General features: G+C 61.0%; 17 protein-coding genes and 1 pseudogene. 10 read left to right on the top strand and 8 right to left on the bottom strand.

The genetic code is table 11. From position 1 onward, the window contains the following. Positions 1-31 precede the first annotated feature (31 nt). The gene (locus tag KTR9_RS26880; RefSeq protein WP_014926120.1) at positions 32-670 is read right to left on the bottom strand and encodes a TetR/AcrR family transcriptional regulator; all 639 of its coding nucleotides are present in this window, start codon (positions 668-670) and stop codon (positions 32-34) included. 508 nt (positions 671-1178) lie between these two features. On the opposite strand from KTR9_RS26880, the gene KTR9_RS08890 reads away from it, so the two are divergent. The 5 genes and pseudogenes from KTR9_RS08890 (at position 1179) to KTR9_RS08865 (ending at position 6888) form a co-directional block, all read left to right on the top strand. Next, positions 1179-2174, top strand: a complete 996-nt coding sequence (locus tag KTR9_RS08890; RefSeq protein ID WP_044506321.1) for an IS481 family transposase — start codon at positions 1179-1181, stop codon at positions 2172-2174. 125 nt (positions 2175-2299) lie between these two features. After that, positions 2300-3451 (top strand): LLM class flavin-dependent oxidoreductase, encoded by a 1152-nt coding sequence (locus tag KTR9_RS08885; protein WP_014926118.1) that lies wholly within the window; start codon positions 2300-2302, stop codon positions 3449-3451. A 507-nt stretch (positions 3452-3958) separates the two neighbouring features. Next, complete coding sequence (locus tag KTR9_RS08880) at positions 3959-4354, top strand: hypothetical protein (protein ID WP_044506319.1); 396 nt, start codon at positions 3959-3961, stop codon at positions 4352-4354. 429 nt (positions 4355-4783) lie between these two features. Beyond that, positions 4784-6173: pseudogene (locus KTR9_RS08870) on the top strand (IS256 family transposase). A 52-nt stretch (positions 6174-6225) separates the two neighbouring features. Then, complete coding sequence (locus tag KTR9_RS08865; protein ID WP_014926113.1) at positions 6226-6888, top strand: DDE-type integrase/transposase/recombinase; 663 nt, start codon at positions 6226-6228, stop codon at positions 6886-6888. A 463-nt stretch (positions 6889-7351) separates the two neighbouring features. Here KTR9_RS08865 and KTR9_RS08855 read toward each other — a convergent pair whose 3' ends face one another. The 3 genes from KTR9_RS08855 to KTR9_RS08845 all read right to left on the bottom strand — a co-directional run bounded on the left by KTR9_RS08855 (position 7352) and on the right by KTR9_RS08845 (position 11869). Beyond that, the gene (locus KTR9_RS08855) at positions 7352-8062 is read right to left on the bottom strand and encodes a tyrosine-protein phosphatase (protein ID WP_014926112.1); all 711 of its coding nucleotides are present in this window, start codon (positions 8060-8062) and stop codon (positions 7352-7354) included. A gap of 220 nt (positions 8063-8282) precedes the next feature. Continuing rightward, positions 8283-9167: a DUF7065 domain-containing protein gene (locus tag KTR9_RS08850; RefSeq protein WP_014926110.1), complete on the bottom strand. Its 885-nt coding sequence runs from the start codon at positions 9165-9167 to the stop codon at positions 8283-8285. Between the two features lie 62 nt (positions 9168-9229). Beyond that, on the bottom strand, positions 9230-11869 hold the full coding sequence (locus KTR9_RS08845) for a PEP/pyruvate-binding domain-containing protein (RefSeq protein WP_014926109.1): 2640 nt from the start codon (positions 11867-11869) through the stop codon (positions 9230-9232). 749 nt (positions 11870-12618) lie between these two features. On the opposite strand from KTR9_RS08845, the gene KTR9_RS08840 reads away from it, so the two are divergent. From KTR9_RS08840 to KTR9_RS08825, 4 genes are all read left to right on the top strand, one after another. Beyond that, positions 12619-13494 (top strand): enoyl-CoA hydratase-related protein, encoded by an 876-nt coding sequence (locus tag KTR9_RS08840; RefSeq protein WP_014926108.1) that lies wholly within the window; start codon positions 12619-12621, stop codon positions 13492-13494. Further along, positions 13491-15131: a class I adenylate-forming enzyme family protein gene (locus KTR9_RS08835; protein ID WP_014926107.1), complete on the top strand. Its 1641-nt coding sequence runs from the start codon at positions 13491-13493 to the stop codon at positions 15129-15131. Before KTR9_RS08840 ends, KTR9_RS08835 begins: the two co-directional genes overlap by 4 nt. Positions 15132-15159: 28 nt before the next feature. Continuing rightward, entirely contained in the window at positions 15160-16314 is a 1155-nt protein-coding gene (locus KTR9_RS08830) for an acyl-CoA dehydrogenase family protein (protein ID WP_044507809.1), read from the top strand. A gap of 234 nt (positions 16315-16548) precedes the next feature. Continuing rightward, positions 16549-17574: an ABC transporter ATP-binding protein gene (locus tag KTR9_RS08825; protein ID WP_014926105.1), complete on the top strand. Its 1026-nt coding sequence runs from the start codon at positions 16549-16551 to the stop codon at positions 17572-17574. A gap of 503 nt (positions 17575-18077) precedes the next feature. Here KTR9_RS08825 and KTR9_RS08820 read toward each other — a convergent pair. The 3 genes from KTR9_RS08820 to KTR9_RS08810 are packed head-to-tail and all read right to left on the bottom strand — an operon-like array spanning position 18078 to position 21212. Continuing rightward, complete coding sequence (locus tag KTR9_RS08820; RefSeq protein ID WP_014926103.1) at positions 18078-18821, bottom strand: PaaI family thioesterase; 744 nt, start codon at positions 18819-18821, stop codon at positions 18078-18080. Then, a complete protein-coding gene (locus tag KTR9_RS08815; protein WP_014926102.1) occupies positions 18808-19671 on the bottom strand; it encodes an enoyl-CoA hydratase/isomerase family protein in 864 nt (287 codons plus the stop codon). Before KTR9_RS08815 ends, KTR9_RS08820 begins: the two co-directional genes overlap by 14 nt. Before the next feature lie 11 nt (positions 19672-19682). Further along, positions 19683-21212, bottom strand: coding sequence for a carotenoid oxygenase family protein (locus KTR9_RS08810; protein WP_014926101.1), 1530 nt, complete (start codon positions 21210-21212; stop codon positions 19683-19685). Positions 21213-21565: 353 nt separating this feature from the next. On the opposite strand from KTR9_RS08810, the gene KTR9_RS08805 reads away from it, so the two are divergent. Next, entirely contained in the window at positions 21566-22189 is a 624-nt protein-coding gene (locus KTR9_RS08805; RefSeq protein WP_014926100.1) for a TetR/AcrR family transcriptional regulator, read from the top strand. A gap of 407 nt (positions 22190-22596) precedes the next feature. Here the strand turns inward: KTR9_RS08805 and KTR9_RS08800 are convergent, their stop codons facing one another. Next, the gene (locus KTR9_RS08800; protein ID WP_014926099.1) at positions 22597-23766 is read right to left on the bottom strand and encodes an acyl-CoA dehydrogenase family protein; all 1170 of its coding nucleotides are present in this window, start codon (positions 23764-23766) and stop codon (positions 22597-22599) included. Positions 23767-23804: the final 38 nt, after the last annotated feature.

Raw genomic sequence — 23804 nt, 5'->3', positions numbered from 1 at the left:
CTGCTGGGCAGTAAATTGGTACTAGGCGGCCCTAGCGCCTACCTGTTGCCTGACTCTCAATTGCGTAAATTATCAGAGCAACTGCGCGGTCCAGCTCGTCGACCGACCCAACGAAGACAGAAAACAAGCCCAAGCCCCACAGCAGTGAGAAGAGCACATTCGCGAGATCATCGGGATCAGTGGAGGCGGGTAGGTCTCCACTGCTAGCAGCGTCGGCAAGGACAGTTCGGAAGAAGGCCGAGCTTCTGTCCTTCTCTGCCTCTGCAAGTCCGGCGAACTCTGGATGTCGCAAGGCGTCGACAAGTGACGTTGCGATAAAACTACCGTACGTGGGATCTTCCCGGTGAAGGCTGGCGACAGACTCAAAAAGGTACCGCAGCCGACCGCTCAAAGACGGCGCACGACTTAGGGCTTCCTCCAGCAGACGACCGAAAACCGTCTCGAATAGCGACGTGTACACGTCGCGGTACAGTTCAGCCTTACTGGGATAGTACTTGTAAAGCGCAGTTCGACTTATGTCAGCTGCTCGACTTATCGACTCGAACGAGGCTTTCTCGTAACCGAATTCAGCGAAGATTCCGCGCGCAACGCGGCGGATACGCTCCCGCGTTTGGACACCGTCGGAGCCGGGGGGACGTCCAGTACGTAGGGCTGGTCCTTTAGATGCCACGATCCGATTGTGGCACACGACGAACCTGCCGGAGCCTGCCGCTGGAGCCGTGCGACCGAAGCTACTCATGTCTGGCGTAGCGAGCACTACGTCGGCAGGTTTGGTCCACACGGAGGAAGGCATCGGTCCTTTCACCCCGGCTATGAACGCCCCGGAACGCGGTGACCAGGTCGGGAATCAGAATGAACGACTCTGAGGCGCAGGGTGTTTGTTGCAGACGGCGGCAACTCACGACGCTGCCCGTAGCGTCTTTTCTCTATCGGAGCATCACGCTGGGTCAGGCCAATGCTCTGGCACACCAACAGCCCTCGAAGATCGGACGCGATTCGCGGTCAGCGCCGCGCCATCGTCAAACGCAAGGCAACACTCCTATGCAGTGCAGCGGGGGCGCTAGATGTACTGACCACGGACGTTAGGTACGGCCTACGGCGTGGCGTGGTGACATGAAGAAGACCTCCGAGTGGAGTGCGAGCTGTCTAAGGAACGCTCCCCATCCTCGGAGGTCTTCGTGTCCCACCGTAATGCCCCATTGTCAGAAACCGGGCGTCTGCGTCTGGCCCGCTGCATCGTTGATGACGGTTGGTCGCTGCGCCGTGCCGCTGAACGATTCCAAGTCGCGGTGACCACCGCCCAGCGATGGGCTCGGCGTTACCGCGAGCAGGGACCGACGGGCATGGCCGACCGCAGCTCACGACCCCACCGCAGCCCCAATAAGACTCCGACGCGCACCGAGCGGCGCATCATCAAAGTCCGCGTGCTGCGTCGCTGGGGCCCAGCCCGTATCGCGTATCTGCTCGGGCTCAACGTCTCCACCGTGCACCGGGTGTTGAGCCGGTACAAGCTGGCCCGTCTGCGCTGGCTGGACCGTCCCACCGGGCGCGTCATCCGACGGATGGAGTCCGCCGCTCCCGGTGATCTGGTGCACGTTGATGTCAAGAAACTCGGCAAGATCCCCGCCGGCGGCGGATGGCGCATGCTCGGTCGAACCCAGGGCAACCACAACTCGCAAGCCGATAAAAGTTCTGGACGCCGTAGCACATGGGGCGATCCGCTGCGGGGACACCATTTCCTGCACACCGCCCTCGATGCCCACTCCCGACTGGTGTACTCCGAGATTCTGGCTGACGAACGCAAGCAAACCGCCGCCGACTTCTGGGAACGGGCCAACGCCTGGTTCCTGGAGTGCGGATTCACGGTCCGGAATGTACTGACTGACAATGGGTCCTGTTACCGATCCCATGTCTTCCGTGACGCGCTCGGTGAGGTCAAGCATCGCCGGACCCGCCCCTATCGGCCACAGACCAACGGCAAGGTGGAACGGTTTCACCGCACGCTGGCCGATGAGTGGGCCTACGCGCGGCTCTACACCAGCGACGCCGAACGCTGCGCTGAGTACTCAAGCTGGCTGCATCACTACAAGCACCACCGCGGCCACACCTCACTCAAAGGTCGATCACCCGCCGACCGCGTACCTAACCTCTCAGGTCAGTACAGCGACCGGTAGACCTTGTCGCCCGCGCAGAATGCTGGTAGAAAGTGACACCACTGACAACTTCAGTCAGATGTGCGTTACATCACACCCGCGCTTCGCAGGACGACGACGTCCTGTGGTTAGAAGGGAAGCTAAACATGAGCGACAAGCGTCAAGTCGAGACGATGGTGCCCTACTTGGGTGACCGCAACATCGACCCGCGAATGGCTGGAGCGTTCGCGCGGGCACTGGAAGCCTCTGGTGTAGTCGATTACATGCAGACCTGGGACCAGCTGACCAGCTGGTGGCCTCAATCGGTCTGGACTCCAGCAAACACGCCGCGGGCGGCGACGGGGATGGCCGATCCGGATTCTTTCGCCGATCCGTTCATCCTCGCCGGCATTGGCGCTGCCAGCACCGAGAGCCTCGGCGTGGGCGTGAGTACCGATGCCATCCGGCGCGGCCCGGCCGAGCTCATGCAGAGCATGCTTACTCTCGGACACGCTGCGCGTGGCCGCGCTGCGTTGATGATCGGCGCCGGCGAGCTCAAGCAGGCGAAGCCGTTCGGGTACAAGCGTTCTGAAGGATTGTCGCGTCTCGAGGATCACTTCCGGCTCTACCGCCAGCTGATCGAAGCCAAAGAACCATTTGACTTCGAAGGAAACCACTGGACCCTGAGCAAGGGGTGGATCGGTTCGGCGGCGCCGTTCCCACTCCGGATCTGGGGAATGGGCGGCGGCCCTCAATTCCTCAAAATGACCGCAAAGTACGCTGACGGCCTTTCGACGGCGATCCCGTGTGCGTTCTCTACCCCTGATCAGTTCGCTTCCATGGTCGCCAACCTCAAGGTGGATTTGGAGAAGGCCGGTCGCGATCCCGAGGACTTCGACTTCGCGGTCTGGGCCATGAGCCTCGTACACGAAGACCCTCACGTAATCGACCGAGCGTTCGATAACCCGCTGGTGCGATGGGTGTCCGCGGCATTCGGCCGACTGCACTCCGATGACTGGCACAAAGAGGGCATCGAGCCGGCATTCCCACCGGGGTTCCACTATGCACTCAAGATGCTGCCGGCTCAAGCCACGGTCGCCGACGTCGAGCACATTTCCTCCCGGGTCAGCGATGAGATGAACCGACGGAGCTGGTTCCACGGGAGCCCTAAGGAGGTAGCGGCCTCGCTACGCGAGTACGTTGACGCAGGCGCAACCTGCGTCACGGTCCTGGACTTCATGCCACTGCTTCTTGGACCTGAAGAAGACGAGAAGTACCTCATTCGACAACTCGAGTGCGCGCGCCTTTTGAAGGCGTAGGGCACGCGCGGTCACAACTGCGCCGAGATACAGCTCGGAAACGTTGCAGCTTGTCACACTGCAACGTTTCCGAGTCTCGAGGAAGCCCTTCACCTACCGTCGTGCAGGCGCCGGCATTGCACGCACGGGAGGAATGCTCGCTCAGATCGCACCATCCGCCACCACCAATCGCATGGACAACCGCGAACAAGGGCGGCGTCGCGAGGATTCTCGATGAACGCAAGCTCCTCCGCAAGTATCACATCGCCGCGTACCCGCTCCGAATTCCGATCACGTTGCCCGCACGAGTGGACGATGCGTGTCGGGATGACGGGCGCAGCCGAGACGGCATGTGCACCAACGTGGTTCGTGATCGCGAAGCTGGCTCCGGTGTGATGTGCAAGCAGCCTGGTTCGAGACGACCATCCCCCTGAACCGTCCAGGATCGGATGGAATCCTGGTTCTGGCGGTGGAGGCCAGACTTGGTGTGAGTCACTCCTTGAGGAGATATAGGGGCACACTGTGAGCATGTCACCGGGGTACACGGTTGAGGAGATTGCTGGTTTCGTTCGGGAGTATTTGGCGTTGCCGCATGGCCAGAAGAAGGTATGGCTGCGGTCGAAACCGTTCAGCCGAGATCAGATGGTTCGGTGGCGCAGAAAGTATTTGGCCGGGGATCTCGAGCGGGGGCTGTTGCCTCGCAACGAGGTGACTCGTGCCGACGCGATCCGGCGGGTGATGGCAGCTGAGGAGAAGTTGGCCGCGGCGCCGCGGTCGCATGCCGAGGAGCTGGCCGCGCTGCGCACACAGATCGCGACGCTGGAGTCAGGGAACGCCGCGTTGGGAAGAGCTATCGGGCTCTTGCGGACGCTGGAATCGCCGGGGCCCGGGGACGCGCAGAACGATCCGACATCCGCGACGTGAGGTTCGCGCTGGTCACTGACCTTACATCGGCCGGGTACTCCCAGCGGGCCGCCCTGCAGATCGCTGGGGTGTCGCGAAGTGCGTTGCACTACCGCACCTCGCCGCGTGTGGGTACAGCCAGTCCGGTGGGCCAGGCCCGACCGCGACTATCCCAACCGGATCAGCGCCGTCGATGTCGAGACCATCAGCGCGGCGATCTGCGCCGGGTGGGCTCGGGGACAGTCGGTGCTCGATACCTTCGCCCACCTGTGGGACGACGGGTGCTATCTGGGCTCGCTGCGCAGTTGGTACCGCATCGCCAACAGGATCACCGATCAATCGCAGCGGCCGGTGTTACCGCAGCGGAGGATGGCGGGCCGGCGTCGGGCACCGGTGGGGGGTGTCAGATGGTCTGTGTAAGTCCAGTGCTCATTAGTGAGAGGACAATCTATGAGCATGGCGTTAGACGACGAGCAGCAGGACAACGACGATCGGCGGTTGCCTGAGCTGGCCGAGCCGCGCTCGACTGCGGAGGTAGCTGAGGCGTTACAAGCCTCGGGCATGGTCGATGAGCTGCTCGCCCAGATCGATACCGGCCAGGTCCAGATCACCGGCGATGGCGGCCTGATCCCGGGCCTGATCAAGCTCGCCCTCGAACGCGGCCTGAAGGCCGAGCTGACCGATCACCTCGGCTATGAGAAGGGCGACCCGGCCGGGCGCGAGTTGCCCAACGCCCGGAACGGGTCGAGTCCGAAAACGGTGGCGTCGGAGGCCGGGCCGGTCGAGTTGAACATTCCTCGTGACCGTGACGGCACGTTTACCCCACGTCTGGTGCCCAAGGGATCCCGCCGGCTCGGTGGCCTCGATGACATGATCATCTCGCTCTACGCCGGAGGCATGACGTTACGCGACATCCAGCATCATCTGGCCTCGACGATCGGCACCGATCTGTCCCACGAGACGATCTCCAAGATCTGTGATGAGGTCCTCGACGCGGTCGATGAATGGCAGAACCGGCCCACTGGAAGCGTTGTATCCCGTCATCTACCTCGACGCCCTGGTCGTCAAGGTCAAAGACGGCGCTCATGCCCGAAACAAGCACGCCCACATCGCTATTGGCGTCGACATGGCCGGCGTCAAGCATGTGCTGGGGATTTGGATTCAGGCCGAGGAGGGCGCGAAGTTCTGGGCAGGGGTGTGTGCGAATCTGGCCAACCGCGGCGTGCGTGATGTGCTCATCGTGTGCTGCGACGGGCTGACCGGTTTCCCTGAGGCGATCGAGGCGACCTGGCCGCTGGCCACGGTGCAAACGTGTGTGGTGCATCTGATCCGTAACTCGATGCGGTTCGTGAACTACAAGGACCGCAAAGACGTCGCGCGGGCGATCAAACCGATCTACACCGCCCCCGACGCTGATACTGCCCGCCGCGAATGGGAGGCCTTCCGTGACTCGGAACTGGGAGCCAAATACCCGAGTGCGGCACTAGCTTTCGACCGAGCCTGGGACCGGTTCATTCCGTTTCTTGCGTTCCCGCCCGAGCTGCGCAAGGTCATCTACACCACCAACTCGATCGAGTCGCTGAACTACCAGTTACGCAAGGTCATCAAGAACCGTGGCCACTTCCCGAACGACGTCGCGGTCCGCAAACTGTTGTGGCTGGCGATCTGTGACATCGAGGACAAACGTGCCAGACAACGCGAGAAGGAACGCGGGAAGCCATCCGCTTCGCGCAGAGCCCCCGGACGGCTCGTCGAGGGGCAGGTTGTGACGAACTGGAAACAGGCCCTCGGCCAACTCGCACTGGCCTACCCCGACCGCATCGAACCCCACCTGACCTAGACCGCAACACCAAGCACACAAAAACCAGGAGACACGTTCTTACACAGACATCTTGACAAGCTCACCGGTGGTGGCCGCCACCGGCCCTGGGCAGGTGTGGATGGCGGACATCACTGACATCAAGGGCCCGTTCGTTCGGGTGGCCTACAAGGCGTACTCGATCCAGGACCTGTACTCCCGCAATATCATCGCGTTCTGTGTGGCGACCGCAGCCGATGAGGACATCGCCGCAGGGTTGTTCGCCGATGCATTCGACACCAGCGGCGGTCCCCGGATCATCCACTCCGACAACGGCGCCACGATGCGTTCGGACAAACTCGCGGCGCTGTGTTCGGCGATGGGTGTCACATTGTCGTTCAACCGTCCGAATGTGTCCAAAGACAACCCGTTCAAAGAATCCGAGTTCCGCACGATGAGGCACCGCCCGTCGTTCCCTGGTCACTTCACCGGCATCGAGGATGCTCGCGACTGGATCACCGACTACGTGGACTGGTTCAACACCGACCACCACCATTCCGGGAGGGCGTTGTTCACGCCCCAGTCGCTGCACGACGGCAGCTGGGAACACACCCATGCCACCCGCGCGAGGGCGCTTACGAGCTACTACGAGCAACACCCCGAACGGTTTGACCGACAACCTGAAACCGCCCGACCCAGCACACGAGTCGGCATCAACCTCCACCACGAACTCGAACACCAACTCAAAGTCGCGTAACCAACCAGTCAGAGACTCACCACAGTTGACACCCACCGTGGCACCTCACTCTTGCGCTGCGACAGTCTCACGGTAGCGCGTCTCGTACTCGGCGGGCGGGCAGTACCCGATCGCTGAGTGCAACCGTTCGGCTTCTGCGCAAGTGCGCCCCTGCGGCAATACATCCGAAGGTAACGGCAGGATCCGACTCGAAAGCAAATCGCCATCACACGCGAAGATGCTCGCAGAGGGCGAGCTTGCGACCGCCCCGTGCCCGGCGAGGTGGTTGTCGTTGAACTGTTCACAGCCCGCACGCGCGGTCTCCCGAACGAACCCCTCTTGGCGCACTTCGCCGGCATTCTCCGCGCGAGATCGAGGTCCCCGCCTGACCGTGACCAATTCTCGAGGCCGTGTGTACGCGCTACCACTTCGCCCTTACGGAGTGCACTATCCACGAACTGTCCTGCCAGTACAGCGAGTCCGTCTACTTGGCAGGGACGAAGTGGTCGACCCACTGGCTAAAGTGCTCAACGTCGCCACCGTGGGCTTCGAACCACCCCCACGCGCCCGCTGCGGCGCCGAGCACGTCGTCGATGACGACTTCGATCGCTTCGCGTGGGCTACGCAGGAAGGGGGCGTCCAAGGTGGTGCCCTCCGGGACGCGGCCTCGCTCAAGCGAGCGTGAATACACTCCGGCGATACCGTCCTCGGTCCGCTGATAGTCCCTGATGACGGACTCTTCATCTACGCCCGCGAGCAGCAGAGCAAGGGCAACAATGACACCCGTGCGGTCTTTACCAGCCGTGCAGTGAACCAGTGTTGCTCCACCGCAGTCGAATTCGTTCAATGCCGCGGTCAAGCAGTGCCCGCCTGCGCGCATCATCGACATGTAGATCTCAACGAGACCCGTTCTGGCGAGTCGATCGACACGGGCTCCGGCGGACACCCCACGGTGAACGACGCGAACGCCGGGGGGCCATGTGACCGCCAGGCTTCCCGGTTCGGTGGCTTCGCGCAGATCAACCACGGTGGCGGGCGGCCATGGAATGTCCACCGGGTCGTCGTCCCCGGGGTACGGTGCGTCACTACGGATGAGGACGTTGGGCGCGGTGACACCGCCTCCGGAGACGCTATAACCACCGAGGTCCCTGATATTGGCAAATGTCCTCAGCTCGGCGTCTGATGACTGTGTCATATGGTGCCCCATTGTAGTTGGGATGCGCAGACCTGCAGCCCGATTCCGACACCGCCAACGGCGAACGGGCATCTGTCAGGTGCCGACATGCCGGCAGCTCAGCTGCGTCCTCCGGCGACGCAGGCCGAACTGCCGGATCGGGTGACCCCCGGCGAATGCCCCGTCGCGCCGGTCGATGAATCCGAGTGATTGCCTCGGAGGCAACTCGACGCCACAGCACTCAGTGCATCTGGCGGACGACGCCCTGCTCGATCATTCCGAACCCTCGCACGCCGTCTTTTCGATCAAGCACTGAGAACTCGTCGTAGGCACTGTGCGTCGGTCCTGTCCGCTCGAAGCCCATAGGTGAGAAGTGTCCACCGCGCCTTTCAGCGCGCACGGAGATCTCGTCCCCATTCGATGTCTTGAGAGTGGTGCCTACGAAAAGCCCCATCGCGTCACGTGTGATACTGAACCCGGTGATGGGTTCCGCACTTTCCTGACGCAGAACGTAACCTTGCACCGCTTCGGTGCCGTTGTTCAAGAGGATACGGAACGCACTTATGGCGTAGTCGGGGAAAACCCAGAAGAAACCGATCGTCTCGCGAAGATTGATTGACTCATCACGGAATCCCCATGTTCGGTCTCGCACACCTTCGCCACGCACGGAATAGTCGACCCCGTTGATTGTAAGGCTGCCGGAGACCTGTGCAGCACGTTGGTAGTGCTGGAGTGGGGCCGAAGAATCGAACTCAAACCCTGCTGGCGTTCGATCGTCGGTGTAGTTGGCGAGCGCGAAGTGCGGCTCCCATATTAGTTCGCCGCTGAGATTCTCCGCGTCGACGCTGAACCGGTCACCGAAGTCAAACGAGATCGACTCACTCGAGACGGTGCCGGGCTCGAGATCCTCGACAACCTCTGCGATTTCGTTGCCAACATGAACGGTAAGCCGAGCCCGCCGCCCGCCTGCGTTCGGGGATGTGGAAACGTGCAACGCACCGTATAGGTCATTCTCGATGTCCCAGAAGCACAAGTATGCGTTGTCCCTCCACGGACGCTCATCTACGACATCTCGATGAACCCCTTCGCTCAGCGGACCCCATGAATTGTTTTCTGTTGTCAGCACGACTCACCCTTCCTGTAATATATCGAATGAATTCGAATTGTTCCGCTGATCGTGACCAGCGATTAATCAATACTGGCCGGTGAGATGATCTGCACTACTCCGGTCTTCCCATCCACCCGGACTCGGTCTCCAGTCCGGATCGCTTTCGTTCCGGTGCGTGTATTGACGACACACGGGACGCCGAGTTCGCGAGCGACCACAGCCGCATGACTCAACGCTCCACCGATGTCGACAACCAGGGCCGACGAAAGGAGCATCACAGACGACCAACTCGGGTCGGTTGTGGGGGTTACGAGCACTTCACCGGCTTGGACGGCCGAGAAATCGGGTGTATGTAGCACTCGCGCGATGCCCTCCACAACTCCAGCACTCACACCGATGCCATCCACGCGAGCCACACCGCTGCGTTCTGAATCGTCGGTCGCCGAGGCCACCTCGGGCACCGGTGATCCTTTCCACGAGTCGGGCATTGTGACCGTCTCATACAGCGAGTGGCGAGTGCGCCTTTGATCTATCAACGACTGCGCATCAGCAGGCAGACGCTCGATCTCAGACGCAGTAAGGAAGAACACGTCCGATGTGTTCCGCAACCGTCCTGCAGCGACTTCGAACTCGCCGTGCTTGCGCGCCGCCGCGCGTGCACCATCGAGCGCCTGCAGGAGAGCTCGCTTGGCAACTCCTCGAAGCGGTATGCGCTGCGCGGCCAATTTCAGAAGTCCGCGGACGAACGGCCGTTGGCGGATCGGGGTGGCGGCCAACAGTTCGGCAGCAGACTGTGTGGCCGCTCGGCGATGCTCGGCCTCCTTGAGTCGCGGATCAGCGGAGTCCTCTTCTCGCGCATAGCTGGCGATCAGATCGCGAAGTGGAGAAGAATCCTCTCTCCAGACCGTTCCGGACAACTCGCCTTCCATAGGGCCGTGGAAGCCGATGCGATCGAGAATTTCTTTCAATGAGACTTCGCCACGCGAGGCGCGCCACACATCTGTGACCAGACCGCTCACCTCGGCTCCTCCGAAGCCGCTCAGTTTCGCGATGTCGCCCTTCCCGCTGCGCTCGACCACCCTCTCCAACGCCGTGAAGATCGGGACAACGACAGCGACGTTCCCCACGACTTGGAGATTCACCGCAGCGTCGAACTTTTCGGCAGCCTCGGCAAACAGCTGTGCGGTTTCGGAGCTCGTCTTCGCTTCGTCGACTCGACGAAGGAACGGCAGATACCAGGAATCCACGGCAGCCGCGACACCTCTCATCCGACCCGGCCCCGTTACCGTGAGTCGGGCCATCTTCCATGCAATGATCGGGACGCGTCGATTCGTTGGCTTGCCCTGCCATCCATCAGGTACGCGGCCCAGGATCGAGGCAACGGCTTCCTCACCCGACGTCCCGGGCATCCTGTCACCCATCAGGGCCATGTACTCGACCTGCAGGGCAGGCCGACCGTAGAAGGAGCGGAAGTAGTGTCTGTTGACGTCGGATGTCATCTGCGCCTCGCGCTTGGACAGCACGCCCATTTCGAATCCCGCACAGCGAGCGCCCCGCTCGAGGGTCGGCCCCCAGAGACTCCAGCTCAACGGCGTCATCACACCAGGGATGGCCTCGGCGACATTCGAAGTGCTCCAGTGGAGGTCGGGCGACGACGGCGAGTGCAGTGGGTCCCAGGTTTCGCATTGAATGGGAAATTCTTCTTGGCCCATATTCGAAGCGGGCGACTTGGAGGACCACGCGGTCTCCGGCCTAGCCTGCAGTAAGGCGATGCCGTTGTCGTTCTCGTCGATTGCCCACTCGACGTCGACAACGTAGCCGAAGGCGGCTTCGACCCGACGCCCCAACTCCGCGATCTGCGTGACTTCTTCGTCGGACAACGATAACCGAGCTCGCTCGTCGAGATCGACCCCCGTACGGACGACCTCACCGACCGTGGAATCGTAGCGGTGTGCGAATTGCTTGTCGCCGACCACGCGGCTCTCGATCGCCAACGAGGTCTTTTCGACCATGAAGCCGTCCGGCGTCACTTCGCCGCTCACGACAGACTCCCCGAGCCCGTAGGACGACTCCAGGTAGATTTTCGACCGGTCACCGTTCACAGGATCGAGCGACATGAGAACCCCAGCAGCTCTAGCGGGCACCATTCGCTGGACGACAACCGCCATGGCGACATCATGGATCTCGATGCTCAGACGCTTTCGGTAGTTCAACACGCGGCTGCTGAACAGGCTCGCCCAGCACCTGATGACCGCGTCCTCTACCGATGCTTCGCCCTCTATCCACAGGTAGGTGTCCTGCTGACCAGCAAAGGAGGCATCCGCGCGATCTTCGGCGACCGCACTCGATCGGACCGCCACGGGACCGCCTCCCAGACGGCGATAACTCTCACGGATGTCAACCCGAAGTTCGTCGTCGATGACCTCGGCGGAAAACAGCCCCGACAGCGAATGCGAGACCTCCTGCTGTCCTGCCGGATCGTCCGGCACCTGTTCCAGTAGTGCAGCAATTTTAGGGCCGATTCCCGCCACATCGATCGCGCGACGGTAGGCCGCGGTCGTCACAACGAAGCCGTCAGGGACAGCAAAGCCCGCCGAAACCAACTCGCCGAGCCCGAGCGCTTTCCCACCGACCAGATGCACTCTGTCAGAACCACACTCACGCAATGGAAGTACCATTTGCGACTGCGCGACGGATTCAGGCCTGTAACTTGTGGACATAGAATTCTCCTTGTAAGACACGATTGTCCTGCCATCGCTCTGGGCTTGGAGGCGCCGCTTCCCAGTGACGCTCGCGGGCACATCGAGTCGCACAGAACATCTGGCGCCCGGGCCGGCAGGGTGACACCGATTACAGTACCCGACCGGAGTTCGCCTTGTCACCACTTTTTTTAAGTCGAAATAGATTTTTTGATCGCGACGGTCGGGCCTCCGACCGACTGGCCGACTGCCCTGTTTCAGTACGCCTAGGAGGACGCCTAGGAGGCCCTTCTCCACCTCAGGCGAAGCCGGCGTGCGGAAGGTTCATGGGCTCAGCACCCTTCGTCCGACACCCCCGGGGCGCCCGCGGTCGGCAACCCAAGGCCTGCGAGTGTGGTCCTCCACTTTTGAATTGTTGTTCGAAAATGGGTAACACGCAGGAAGGTGTGGCATCTAATGCCAGTTCAGGACGATGTCGGAACTCCCTTGACAGTTTACTCTTCGTTAGAATAATGTCGTGTCGTCTGTCAAGTCGAACCGCGGTTCGGCAATTCCGCGTCGGGCGCACGGCCGTCGCCGAACGCCCGGCGTGCCGGGCGCGGTCTGCTGGTGATGACCTCCCTGCGCCCCCATCGCATTGCGGCCTCATCGGGTCGACGACAACGACGATGTGGTGACCACCTGGGTCGCGAGGCCGGATGGTGGCGCCGCAGTCGTCGCGCTCTGCAAATTCGACCGCAAACCCAACGAAGACGTAGCGAGTAGCAATTGTGAAGCAAGTACTGTACGACGTTGCCGACGGAGTCGCCACGATCTCCCTCAACCGACCGGACCAGCTCAACGCCGTGACGACCGTGATGTGCGACGAGCTCATCGCCGCGTTCGACCTGGCCGACTCGGATGATTCTGTTCGGGCAATCATCGTGACCGGAGTTGGGCGAGCGTTCTGCGCAGGCGCCGATTTATCCTCCGGCGCAGATGCTTTCGAGCACGCCACCGATGGCGGGGATTCGTCCGCCGGCGTACGCCGTGACTCGGGCGGCCGAGTCACGTTGAGAATCTTTGCATCCCTCAAACCTGTCATAGCCGCAATCAACGGATCTGCAGTTGGCTTTGGTTTGTCGTTGACCCTGCCGATGGACATACGAGTGGTCGCGGACAGCGCAAAACTTGGTCTGCCCTTCACGGCACGCGGCATAGTTCCGGACGGCGCATCCAGCTGGTTCTTGCCGAAGGCAGTTGGCCTCAGCAGAGCCATCGACTGGTCGATCTCTGGTCGCATTTTTCGAGCCGACGAGGCACTGAGTTCGGGCCTTGTCCAGAGCGCGCACCCAGCCAATGAGGTGCTCGATGCCGCCCGACAGATCGCGAACAGCATCGCGAAGCAGACCGCTCCAGTATCTGTCGCCCTGACTCGGCAAATGTTATGGCAGATGAGCGGCGCTTCACACCCGATGACGGCGCACGAGATCGAGTCGGCCGCGCTTACCTACACCGGCGCCTCCCGCGATGCAGCCGAGGGAGTCACTGCATTCCTCGACAAGAGATCACCCAAGTGGTCGATGCGCCCGAGCGACGAATTGCCTGCATGGTTCCCGTGGGCTGACGAGCCGCCGTTCAACGACATTGCTCAGAGATCTCGATGACTTCCGCACGTCCGCCGCTTGCCAATTCCTATTGGCCGAAAGATCAGACGGTAGCCCTGGTCGAGAGTTACGCCGCTCGGCAGCTGGCGGACGTGGCTGGTGATCAGCCCAATCGAATTGCCCTGATCGGACTCGACCATCGAGGCTCGGAGGCCGAACTCACCTATTCCGAAGTCGAGCGTCGCGTCGCAGCAATCGCGGTTGAGATACTTCATCGAACGAAGCCGGGCGACCACATCGCGATACTTGCCCCCAACGTCGTCGAATGGCCCCTCATGTTCTATGCCATCTCGCTCACGGGGAGGGTGGTCGTCGCGCTCAACCCGAGGGCAGGCTACGACGAGATTCGCTACACCTTGTCAATTTCGGACTCCGTGATGCTGCTTCACGGGCGGCAGCAACGAGACAGCGATGTGACGGGGATGGTCCCCCACCTTGTCGCCGAATGTTCGACGGTTCTCGAGTCATATTCACTCGAGGAGGTCGCGGAATGGGCTCAAAGACCCTCGCCTCCATCTCTTTTGGAGCGACGAGCGTGGCCTGAAGTGAACGTCCGAGCCCCGGGCATGATGCAGTTCACCTCCGGAACCACCGGTCGACCGAAAGCGGTCATGCTCGCACACCGATCCATGGTGAACGTGTCTGCGATCACAATGCACGCAACCGGGGTGCCAAGAGGCAGCAAGCTGCTCTCGCCTTTTCCGCAGTTCCACACCGCAGGCTGCGTGACCTCGACACTCGGATCGCTGGCGCTCGGCGGCACGCTGATCATTGTTGATCGCTGGGACGCAGTCGAGGTGATGAAGACGATTTCGACTCGAAATGTGACAACCGCGCTTTTGGTTCCTACGATGTTGCAGGACCTGCTCAATGTCGAGACCGACGATCAAGTCCGTATTCCGACCATTCTCGTCGGAGCTGCCAATGTCCCCGGTTGGGTAATCGAAGAGACCAGTCGACGTTTTGGGGGCAATGTTCTCAATGTCTATGGCCAAACCGAATCATGCGCTCCGGTTATCGCTACCCGCCACGATGACTCCGTCGCAGATGTCACCAACACAATCGGACGCCCGCTGCCCCAAGTGGAATGTGCATTGCTGGAAATCAAGACTGGGAAGGTAGCAGACATCGGTGTGGCGGGAGAGATCTGCATCCGCGGGTTCCAGCAGATGCTTGGATACTATCGCGATCCCGAAGCAACCGCCCGAGCCGTCACGACTGACGGATGGCTGCGCACGGGTGATATCGGCACGATGGACCACCGCGGCGTCCTACGCCTCACTGGCCGCCTTAAGGAACTGATCATTCGCGGCGGCGAGAACATTTCACCGGACGAGGTGAGAGGCGTGCTGCTCAGACATCCAGAAGTTCGTGATGCCGCAGTTGTCGGTCTGCCCGACGAACGCCTCGGCGAGACGGTTGCGGCCGTGTTGGTGACCAGTCCGGGAAAAGGGTCAATCGACGCAATGGTTGCGAATGTGAAAAACCACTGTGCTGGATCGCTGGCACAGTACAAGGTACCGCAGAAGTGGTTCTTTGCGAGCGAGCTGCCCATGACTGCGTCAGGAAAAATCAAAACATTGACTGTCCGGAGTCAGATACTTGCTGGACAGCTGCCGAGCGCGCAACAGAAATAGACTAAAGATCAGACTCAAGGAGCAGGTAGTGTACCGAGATATCTATGACGAAGACCACGAAATTTATAGAGATACAGTTCGTGAATTCATCAGTCGGGAGGTGACTCCGTACTACGACGAGTGGGAATCGGCGGGTCAGATCGATCGCAAGGTATTTCGCGCCGCAACCGAATCAGGCATCTACGGGCTCGAGATTCCCGAGGAACACGGCGGTTCTGGTGTTTCTGATTACCGCTACCGCAGCGTAGTGTGCGAGGAATTGGCCCGTGCGCGCGCCACCTCCGTGAGCATAAGTTTTTCGAACCAGGACGACCTCGTCCTGTATTACCTTCTGGACCTAGGAACCGATGAACAAAAGACGAGGTGGATCCCGCGTTTCGGACAGGGCGACCTGATCGGCGCGCTGGCCATGACCGAACCTGGCGCAGGCAGTGATCTGCGTGGGATACGGACTGTCGCAAAACGGCAAGGTGATCGCTGGGTTTTGAACGGCCAAAAGACTTTCATCACGCATGCGATCTCTTCTGACATCGTGATCGTAGCGGCGCAGACCGAAAGTGACGGAACGTCGTTGGGACTGAGCCTTTTCGTCGTCGAAGCCGGCATGGACGGTTTCGCGCGCGGGCGCAAACTGGAGAAGGTCGGGCTCCGGTCCCAGGACACCGGGGAACTGTTCTTCGACAACGTTCAACTGACAGACTCGCACCTTCTCGGAGAAGCAGGTCAAGGGCTTCGCTACATGATGGCGCATCTCCCGCGTGAGCGACTGGGAACCGCTGTGGCCGCGGTCGCCGACGCTCGCTCGATTTTCGACCTCACAGTCGACTACTGCTTCGAACGGCGTGCATTCAGCCAGTTCATCGGTGATTTCCAGACGACACAATTCGCGCTGGCTGAAATCTCAACCGAACTCGACATCGCGCAAACCTACATCGACCGTCAAATACTCGATTACAATGCCTCACGCTTGACTGCTGTCGATGCCGCCAAGAGCAAGTGGTGGACAACCGAGCTGCAAAAGAAAGTGATTGATCAGTGCGTGCAGTTGCACGGCGGATACGGATACATGCTCGAATATGCCGTCGGACGTGCATATATCGATGCGCGGGTCCAAACCATCTACGGGGGCACAACGGAGATCATGAAAGGAATTATCGGTCGTGATCTGAGCCGGTCACGGTAAGTCAAACGTGGCGCAAACATCAAACTCGTCACGAGTTGCGCCGACACGGATCCTCGAATCTAGACCGACTGCTCGAGCCTCGCTCGCGGCACCTACTGAATGCGGAACGAACACATTCAGTCTCAGCGACGCTGAGAGTTGATGACCGAAACAGCGCAATGACTGCGTAAACGAGCCACAGACACCCGCTGCCGGCGGCTCGCCGGATTGTGAGTGTGAAGAAGGAGTAACATAATGGGTGTCCAAGTCAGTGTCGAGAATCTGACGAAGTCGTTTGGTTCGCAGAACATTTGGCGTGATGTCTCTCTGACCCTGCCGGAGGGGGAGGTGTCGGCGCTGCTGGGTCCGTCGGGTACGGGTAAGTCGGTGTTCCTGAAGACCTTGATCGGTCTGCTGCACCCGGAGCAGGGGTCGGTGATCATCGATGGCACCGATATCACGCAGTGTTCGGCCAAGGAGCTCTATGAGATCCGCAAGTTGTTCGGTGTGTTGTTCCAGGACGGTGCGTTGTTCGGGTCGATGAGTTTGTTCGACAACATCGCGTTCCCGCTTCGTGAGCACACGAAGAAGAAGGAGAACGAGGTCCGCGACATCGTGATGGAGAAGATCGACCTCGTCGGTCTGACCGGTGCCGAGGACAAACTCCCGGGTGAGATCTCCGGCGGTATGCGCAAGCGTGCCGGTCTGGCGCGTGCGCTGGTGCTGGATCCGCAGATCATTTTGTGTGATGAGCCGGACTCGGGTCTGGATCCGGTGCGTACGGCCTACATCAGCCAGTTGCTGATCGACATCAACGCCCAGATCGATGCGACGATCCTGATCGTGACGCACAACATCAACATCGCGCGGACGATCCCGGACAACATCGGGATGTTGTTCCGTAAGGAGTTGGTGATGTTCGGGCCGCGTGAGCAGTTGCTGACCTCGGAGCAGCCGGTGGTCAAGCAGTTCCTCTCCGGTGATCGGTTCGGTCCGATCGGGATGTCCGAGGAGAAGGACGAGGCACTGGTGGCCCAAGAGGCCGCGATGGCGGCCGCGGGTATCTCCGGTGGTGGTACCAAGGAGGACTTCACCGAGATCATCCCGCAGGTGCAGCCCAATCCCGGTATGCCCGAACGCAAGGCCATCGCCCGCCACCGCGAGCGCGTGCACCAGATGCTGCCCGATCTGCCGCCGAACGCTCAGGAAGCAATTCTCCGCAGCCAAGCCGAAGAGGACCGGATTTCCTCTGAGAATTGGGACCACGCGAACCGCATGTAGACGGTCTTATGGAGCCGGGCCTTAATCCCCGAGCATCGCGCCGAGTTGGCGTGCAGCGGCTGTGTCGGGTGCTCGGGGATTTCCCGCTCCGGTGACGACAGCACCTGGCCACCGAGCCGGCCCGAGTTGGGCGCCAGGTCGAGGACACCACGACGGCCGCTGGGACCGCGCCATCCATGTCAAGCACCGCAGCGCCTCAGTCGGCTCCGTCGGTGCCGGATCTGGTGATGCGGGACTTCACCGTATCGGCTCTGAAAGCCGACTGGTATCGGAACAACAACCACATTCCGGTGGGATTCTCGTAATTGGATTTGGACCACGGTGACCCCCATCTGTCCACGTCGGGTGGTGGGCTGCTCCATCGCCGACCATCGGCGTACCGAGGCTTGTCACTCACGGTTGCGATCGAGATTACGGTCCACATCCGCGGGTCCAGAGCATCCCACGGACACGGAGCGGATCAACTCGCCCGACATGACCGCCTGCCACCGCCCCTCTCAGGGCTACAGACCGGCCACTAGCCCCTGAGCTTGCGCGGCTTTCAGCACACGGAAAGAGCCTTCAGCGGTCACTAACCTCTTCGACGGCTCGTCTTCTGTTGCGATCCACCCCTGAGCCCAGATATCGCTCTCACCCTCGGCACGAACCACACCGCCGACGATGAGATCGACCTCGATCGGAACCGGCGCACGGTACTCAATGGTGAGACGACGGGTCAGGCCGGTCCGATCGACGGTCGATGCGACCGCGAAACCCAGAACGTGATCCATGAGCATCGCGCTCACACCACCATGCACGTGATACGGCGGCCCTTCAAACGCCGGCGAGAGACGTACTCGAGCGACATGTTCCGAGCCGACCCGTTCAAACTGCAGAGGCGCGAGGATCGGGCTGCCCTCCCCCGCCCCGAGAGAGTACATCCGTAGCCCGCGGAAGGGATCGTCGACCGAGGCCGTCTCTGTCGGTTCACGTTGCTTCTCACCCAGCAACTCCCGGGCCCGGGTCAGCATCTCGATTGCAGCAGTCACATCGTCGGTCGACGCCTCCGAAACCACCGCAGTGTCAGCGGTAGCTCGCAGTGCACGACCGAGGTCACGGATCGCAAGCCGTCGTGAGATTATTTCGTCGGTCAGCCTCGGTTCGGGTGGAGCCTCCACATCGGTGAGTAGCCGCGACCACGCGTATGCGTGGACAGGACCGATCCCCTCGTGTGACTCGACGGCCGTGACGTTGTCAACGTCCGACATAGGTTGCCTTGCTACCACTTCGCAACGCTTCGAATGCTGCCGCGGCGTCCTCTGTCGCGAATGTGGCTCGCTGATTGTCCCACTCTATGGCCAGCTGTTGCTCGAGCGTGTTCGACTCCGCGCCGCGAAGCGAGCGAACCATTGCCCGCATGCCCAAGGGCGGCTTCGCGGCCAGTTCGGCAGCCAACTCCATCGAACGGTTCAGGACTTCGGCGTCGGGCACGACCTCGTTGACCAAACCATGGTTCAACGCGGCGCTCGCTCGCATGGCCTTGTCCCGAACAAGGAACTCCGTTGCCGCGGCTTGTCCCATCAACTTGGTCAAAAAGTAGCTGACACCCATGTCAGTACCAAGGCCCAGTGTGGCGAAAGCCGCTTTGAAGCGCACACTTTCGCCGGCAATCCGGTAAGTGTGAACGCCGGCCCAGCCCAGGCCTCCTCCCGCCACCGCGCCATTGATGGCGGCAATAGAAGGTTTCTCAAAGTTCTCCAGCATCCGCAGAATCCAACGCCCCGGACCCAACGGATCAAAACGCCGCCCCTGTCGTGACACGTGAAGACAACTGTGATCGCCCCCCATCACGCCGTCATAGAACATCGCGTCACCATCGGCATCGGGGCCCAACTTGCCGTCGAGTTGTGCGAAGTCGACTCCTGGACTCCAAGCGGTAGCTCCGTCGACGACGTTGGCTGTCGTCACTATCACCCGGACAGAGTCGTCCTGGTTCAGCTCCTCACCGACGACCAGCAGTTCTCGTAGTAGCGACCCGCCAAGCGAGTTGTTGGCGCCTGGACGGTCGATTGTCAGTATCGCGACGCCGTCCGAAACGCTCACCTGCAGCTCTGCCATCTGTACCCCGATCAATCCGCTACCGAGACGGTCAAGTCACTCGGCGTGTCGACACCGCGGAAGTCCATCCAGTGCCCATGCGGAGTCCAACCCATATGGAATGGCAGTTCGATCCGGCAGATGGGTCCTGCGGCGATGTCGTCGGTGTCGAAGATCTGAAACTCGCCGAGATGCGCGGCGAACTTCGAAATCGGCACGATCAAGTACCCGTCTCCCTCCCCCGCATCGATTGCCCGAGGAATGAATGCAGGCTCGAACGGAGTCTCATGCTTGTCATTCGTGAGCCGCACCCTCCGGTCACTTCCGGTGCGCATGTTACGCCGGATCAGAGTGTCCATTCGCATCGCGCCCTTACGGCTATCGCTCGGCGAACCGCCGACGATGACACCCCAGTCATAGGGCTGCCCGAAGAACCTCTCATCAATCTTGGGTAGCTCGCACATGACGTCATCGAGCACTTCGCTCTTCACGGTTTTCGTGCGCAGATCAATCGTCCAGCGACCCAACTTGCTCGGGGCCACCTGGAAGAATGGAATAAACGGATCACCCGGCGCAGACATATCGTCCGTTTGGAAAGGCGGCCGGCCGAACAGCGGGCCGTCGAGCTGAATAGTGTCTCCGACTTCGTTCGCAGACAGCATGTGCATCATGTACTGCGGAGGAAGCTCAGCAGTGACCCAGATAATCTCCGCGTCGATGTTGAAGCGATCGACCAGCGCCAGCATGATCGGCTTCTCGACCTCCCACCCATAGCCACCCAATCCCTTGTTGGCCTTCTCGCTGGACAGCGTGAACGGTTGGAAGGGAAGGATGAAGTAGTTCTCGGAGAGCCAAGCATCATGTGCAACCGTATTGTAGGGAGCGTCCGTGATCGGCCGAGAGCGCATCGTGCCATCGGGGTACACCCAGTGGAGCGTCACGTACGGGGGTCGGTCACTGTAGCCCCATCCGTACAACAACCCGGTCTTCGCGTCCCATTTCGGATGGGGCGACATGTTGCCATCGAACGCATCCACTGGTTCGCGAATACCCCTCGACAGCCCGGCACCCCACTCAGGAAACCCTTTCGTCTCCAGTGTCAGAGGATCGAGACGAATTGGCGAGCCTACCTGTTCGCCGCAGGCATAGATCTCGCCGGCGAAAGGGAAAGCATTAACCATGGCGGTGTTGTTCGAAACACCCTCGGTCTGCTCATTGCGGATGATGTCTCCGAGCCCCATCGCGCGCCAGTCTTTACTGACCTCGCAGTCTTCCCAATCGAAAAGCGCCCGTCCCGCTGCTTCTTCCGCAAGAAACTTGGGCGTCCGAACCCACCGATTGCGGAAGCTGGCCTTCCCGTTCTCCAAGATAAGCCCTTGAACCATACCGTCGGTGGTAAAAACACTTTCGATACCCTGCCGGGCCGGGTAGTGGACTGTTGGGCCGTTGTGATAAAGCCCACCATAGATGTCTTTGGGTATCTCCCCTTCGACTACCCGAAGTTCCGGAACCGTTGCCTCAAAGGCCATCGGCCAGAAAACGCCTCGTTGCTCCATACCCATCGAAAACCTCCGTTACTACCTTCGCGGCACCATTTGCCGTCGCCTCAATGCCCTGAGGGGAACAGGCCCAACAGACCAATACGGGGACAAGACGACTTGGGGCGCCAGTAAAAGTCACAGGCTGATACATGAACCATGTTCTGTATCAGTGTAACATCGGCGTGGCGACACTCGCAATAGCAATCCGATCCGGCTTCGGCCACATCGCGGCGCTCTGCGCGGGCGGTAATGTTCTACCCAGCAGCGGCCGGTCGGGCGATCAGTTGCTGGTGGCCAAGCGGACGCGTCGTAGCGGTCCTGCTTGAGCACGGCAGCGGGTTGGGTCGGATGTAACAACAACAGAAGTGGGACTGATGGCAGAGGTACGAGTTGACTCGTCTGAGACGGGCGTGACGCCGTCTCCGCGCGACTCAATGCGCGAGGCGATACTGTCGGGAGCACGCTCGTGCATCCTGCGGTACGGGATCGCCAAGACCACGATGGACGACATCGCGAAGGAAGCAGGATACTCGCGTCCCACGGTCTACCGCTATTTCAATGACCGGACCGAGCTGGTCACAGCGCTTGTGGATGTTCGTGCACGCGAGGTCCTCGAGGAAACGCAGCAATTCCTGGCACGTGACGGGAATGATTGGACGTTCGCCGACAAGGTCACCGCCGGGCTCCTCCACGTGGTGATCAATGCGCGCCACGACCCGATCGTTGCCATCGCCCTCAATCCCGGCAACCAGGAAGATGCCAGCTGGCTGAAGACGCTCGAGCTCGCTGAATCACTTACCGCCGCGCTGTGGGACGGATTCTTCAAGGCGGCACAAGCGGCAGGCGAAATGCGGTCGGGATTGGACGACTCCGATCTCTATACCTGGCTGGCGATGACGCAACTCGACCTTTTCAATCTGATGAAGTTCAAAGACTCCGACGATCAGCGATACGAAACCTTCATCCGCCAGTTCATACTGCCGGCCTTGTTGCCCTGAATCTCCCTGACGTACGCCTCTTTCCGGCAGTTTTCGGCACGCGCTCTCCGGCAATGAACTTCTGAAAGCGGTTCGGCGGCAATGACAGTCGACACCGCGGATGGGGCCGGCACTGCACGTAGACAGCACCGAGGTCGCCACCGGCCGCTGGTCGGCGACCTTCTCTCGACAGGCCTGCCAGGATGACTTTCTCAGTGCAGCAAGAGCCGCGAACGCAGAAGCGCTCGGCTGGAGTTCCCCAGCCGAGCGCCTGCTTCGTCGACCACCGTCGTCAGCGTTGCGGCGATCCTGAGGGCCTGCGAAACTCACACCGCTCGGTGTCCGTCACCGCGCTTGGGACCAACTCGTCGGAGTCGACAGCTATGCACTCAACGGTCCGCCGCCACCGAACAGAAGGGGCAGCGTGGCTACCCTCGCTGACTGATGCGGGTGTCCGGCATCAGCGTCGCCGCGATGGAATTGCGGAGAACCGGCGGACTGCCGCCGGCCACGATCGTCGCAACGACATCGCGATGGAGCCGCTCGATCGGGTAACCGGTGGTGGCGCCGTAGCCGCCGTGCAGCTCAAGCGCCTTGAGGGTGATTCCCGACGCGACGCGGGCGCCATAGAGTTTCGCCGCGGTTGTTTCCAGCACCTTCGGATGGCTGCCGTCGCCCGCGGTACATGCGGCGCGCTGCGCCATCAGCCGAAGGGCCTCGATGTCTGTCCACATGTCCACAAGGGTGTGGTAGACGGACTGGAATTCAGCAATCGGACGACCGAAGGCCTTGCGCTCGCTCACATACTTCTGCGCTTCATCGTATGCGGCAGAGGCCATCCCGAGGTTGAAGCCGCAGTTGTGAAGACGCTCCATGTTGAACGCAGACATCAACTTTGCGAACTTTCCGGGCCCGACTATCACGTTCTCGGCCGGGACCCGAACGTCCTCGATCCGAAGGTCGCCATGCGGGACGCCACGGCATCCGAGGAACTCGGGCCCGTCATCGATGTGGAATCCCTCGGTACCCTTCTCGATCACGACGGCGCCGATGCCACGGTGACCGGGAATGTCGTCGAAGCGTGCGAACACGGCGTAGAGGTCGTTGACCTGGGCCCCGGTAACGAAGTTTTTGTCTCCCGAGATGATGTAGCTGTCACCGTCTTTGACCGCCGTCGTCTCCAGCGAAGTCAGATCCGATCCGTAGCCGGGTTCAGTGAGGGCGATTGCGCACTGCTGTTCGCCCTTGACCAGCCCCGGCAGGAACTTCTCCCGCGTGGCCGGGTTCTCCGCCAGGAGCATCATCGACGGGCCGGGCCCTGCTGTGGCGAACACGGGTTCGCCGACGATCCAGAACTGCGAGCTTCTGAAGAGCGCCTCGACGACGACGAGGTAGTCCAGCGCGCTCAGGCCCTTCCCGCCGTACTCGACGGGAACTGTGAGGGCGAGAAGGTCATGATTCCGTACGTGGTCGACGACTTCCTGGTAGGGCACGTGATTTTCACGGTCCCACCGTGCGGCTCGATGTCGGATGGCCTCGCCGGCGACACGCGCGCGTTCTTGGAGTTCCAGCTGAGCCGGAGAGAGAGTGAAGTCCATTGGAGGTCCTTCGCTAGTCGGTGTGGGTCTACTTGTAG

It is taken from the genome of Gordonia sp. KTR9 (genome assembly GCF_000143885.2).
Classification (GTDB): Bacteria; Actinomycetota; Actinomycetes; order Mycobacteriales; family Mycobacteriaceae; genus Gordonia.
Note: the sequence above shows the minus strand (reverse complement) of the source record. Positions and strands in the feature narration are given on the sequence as shown.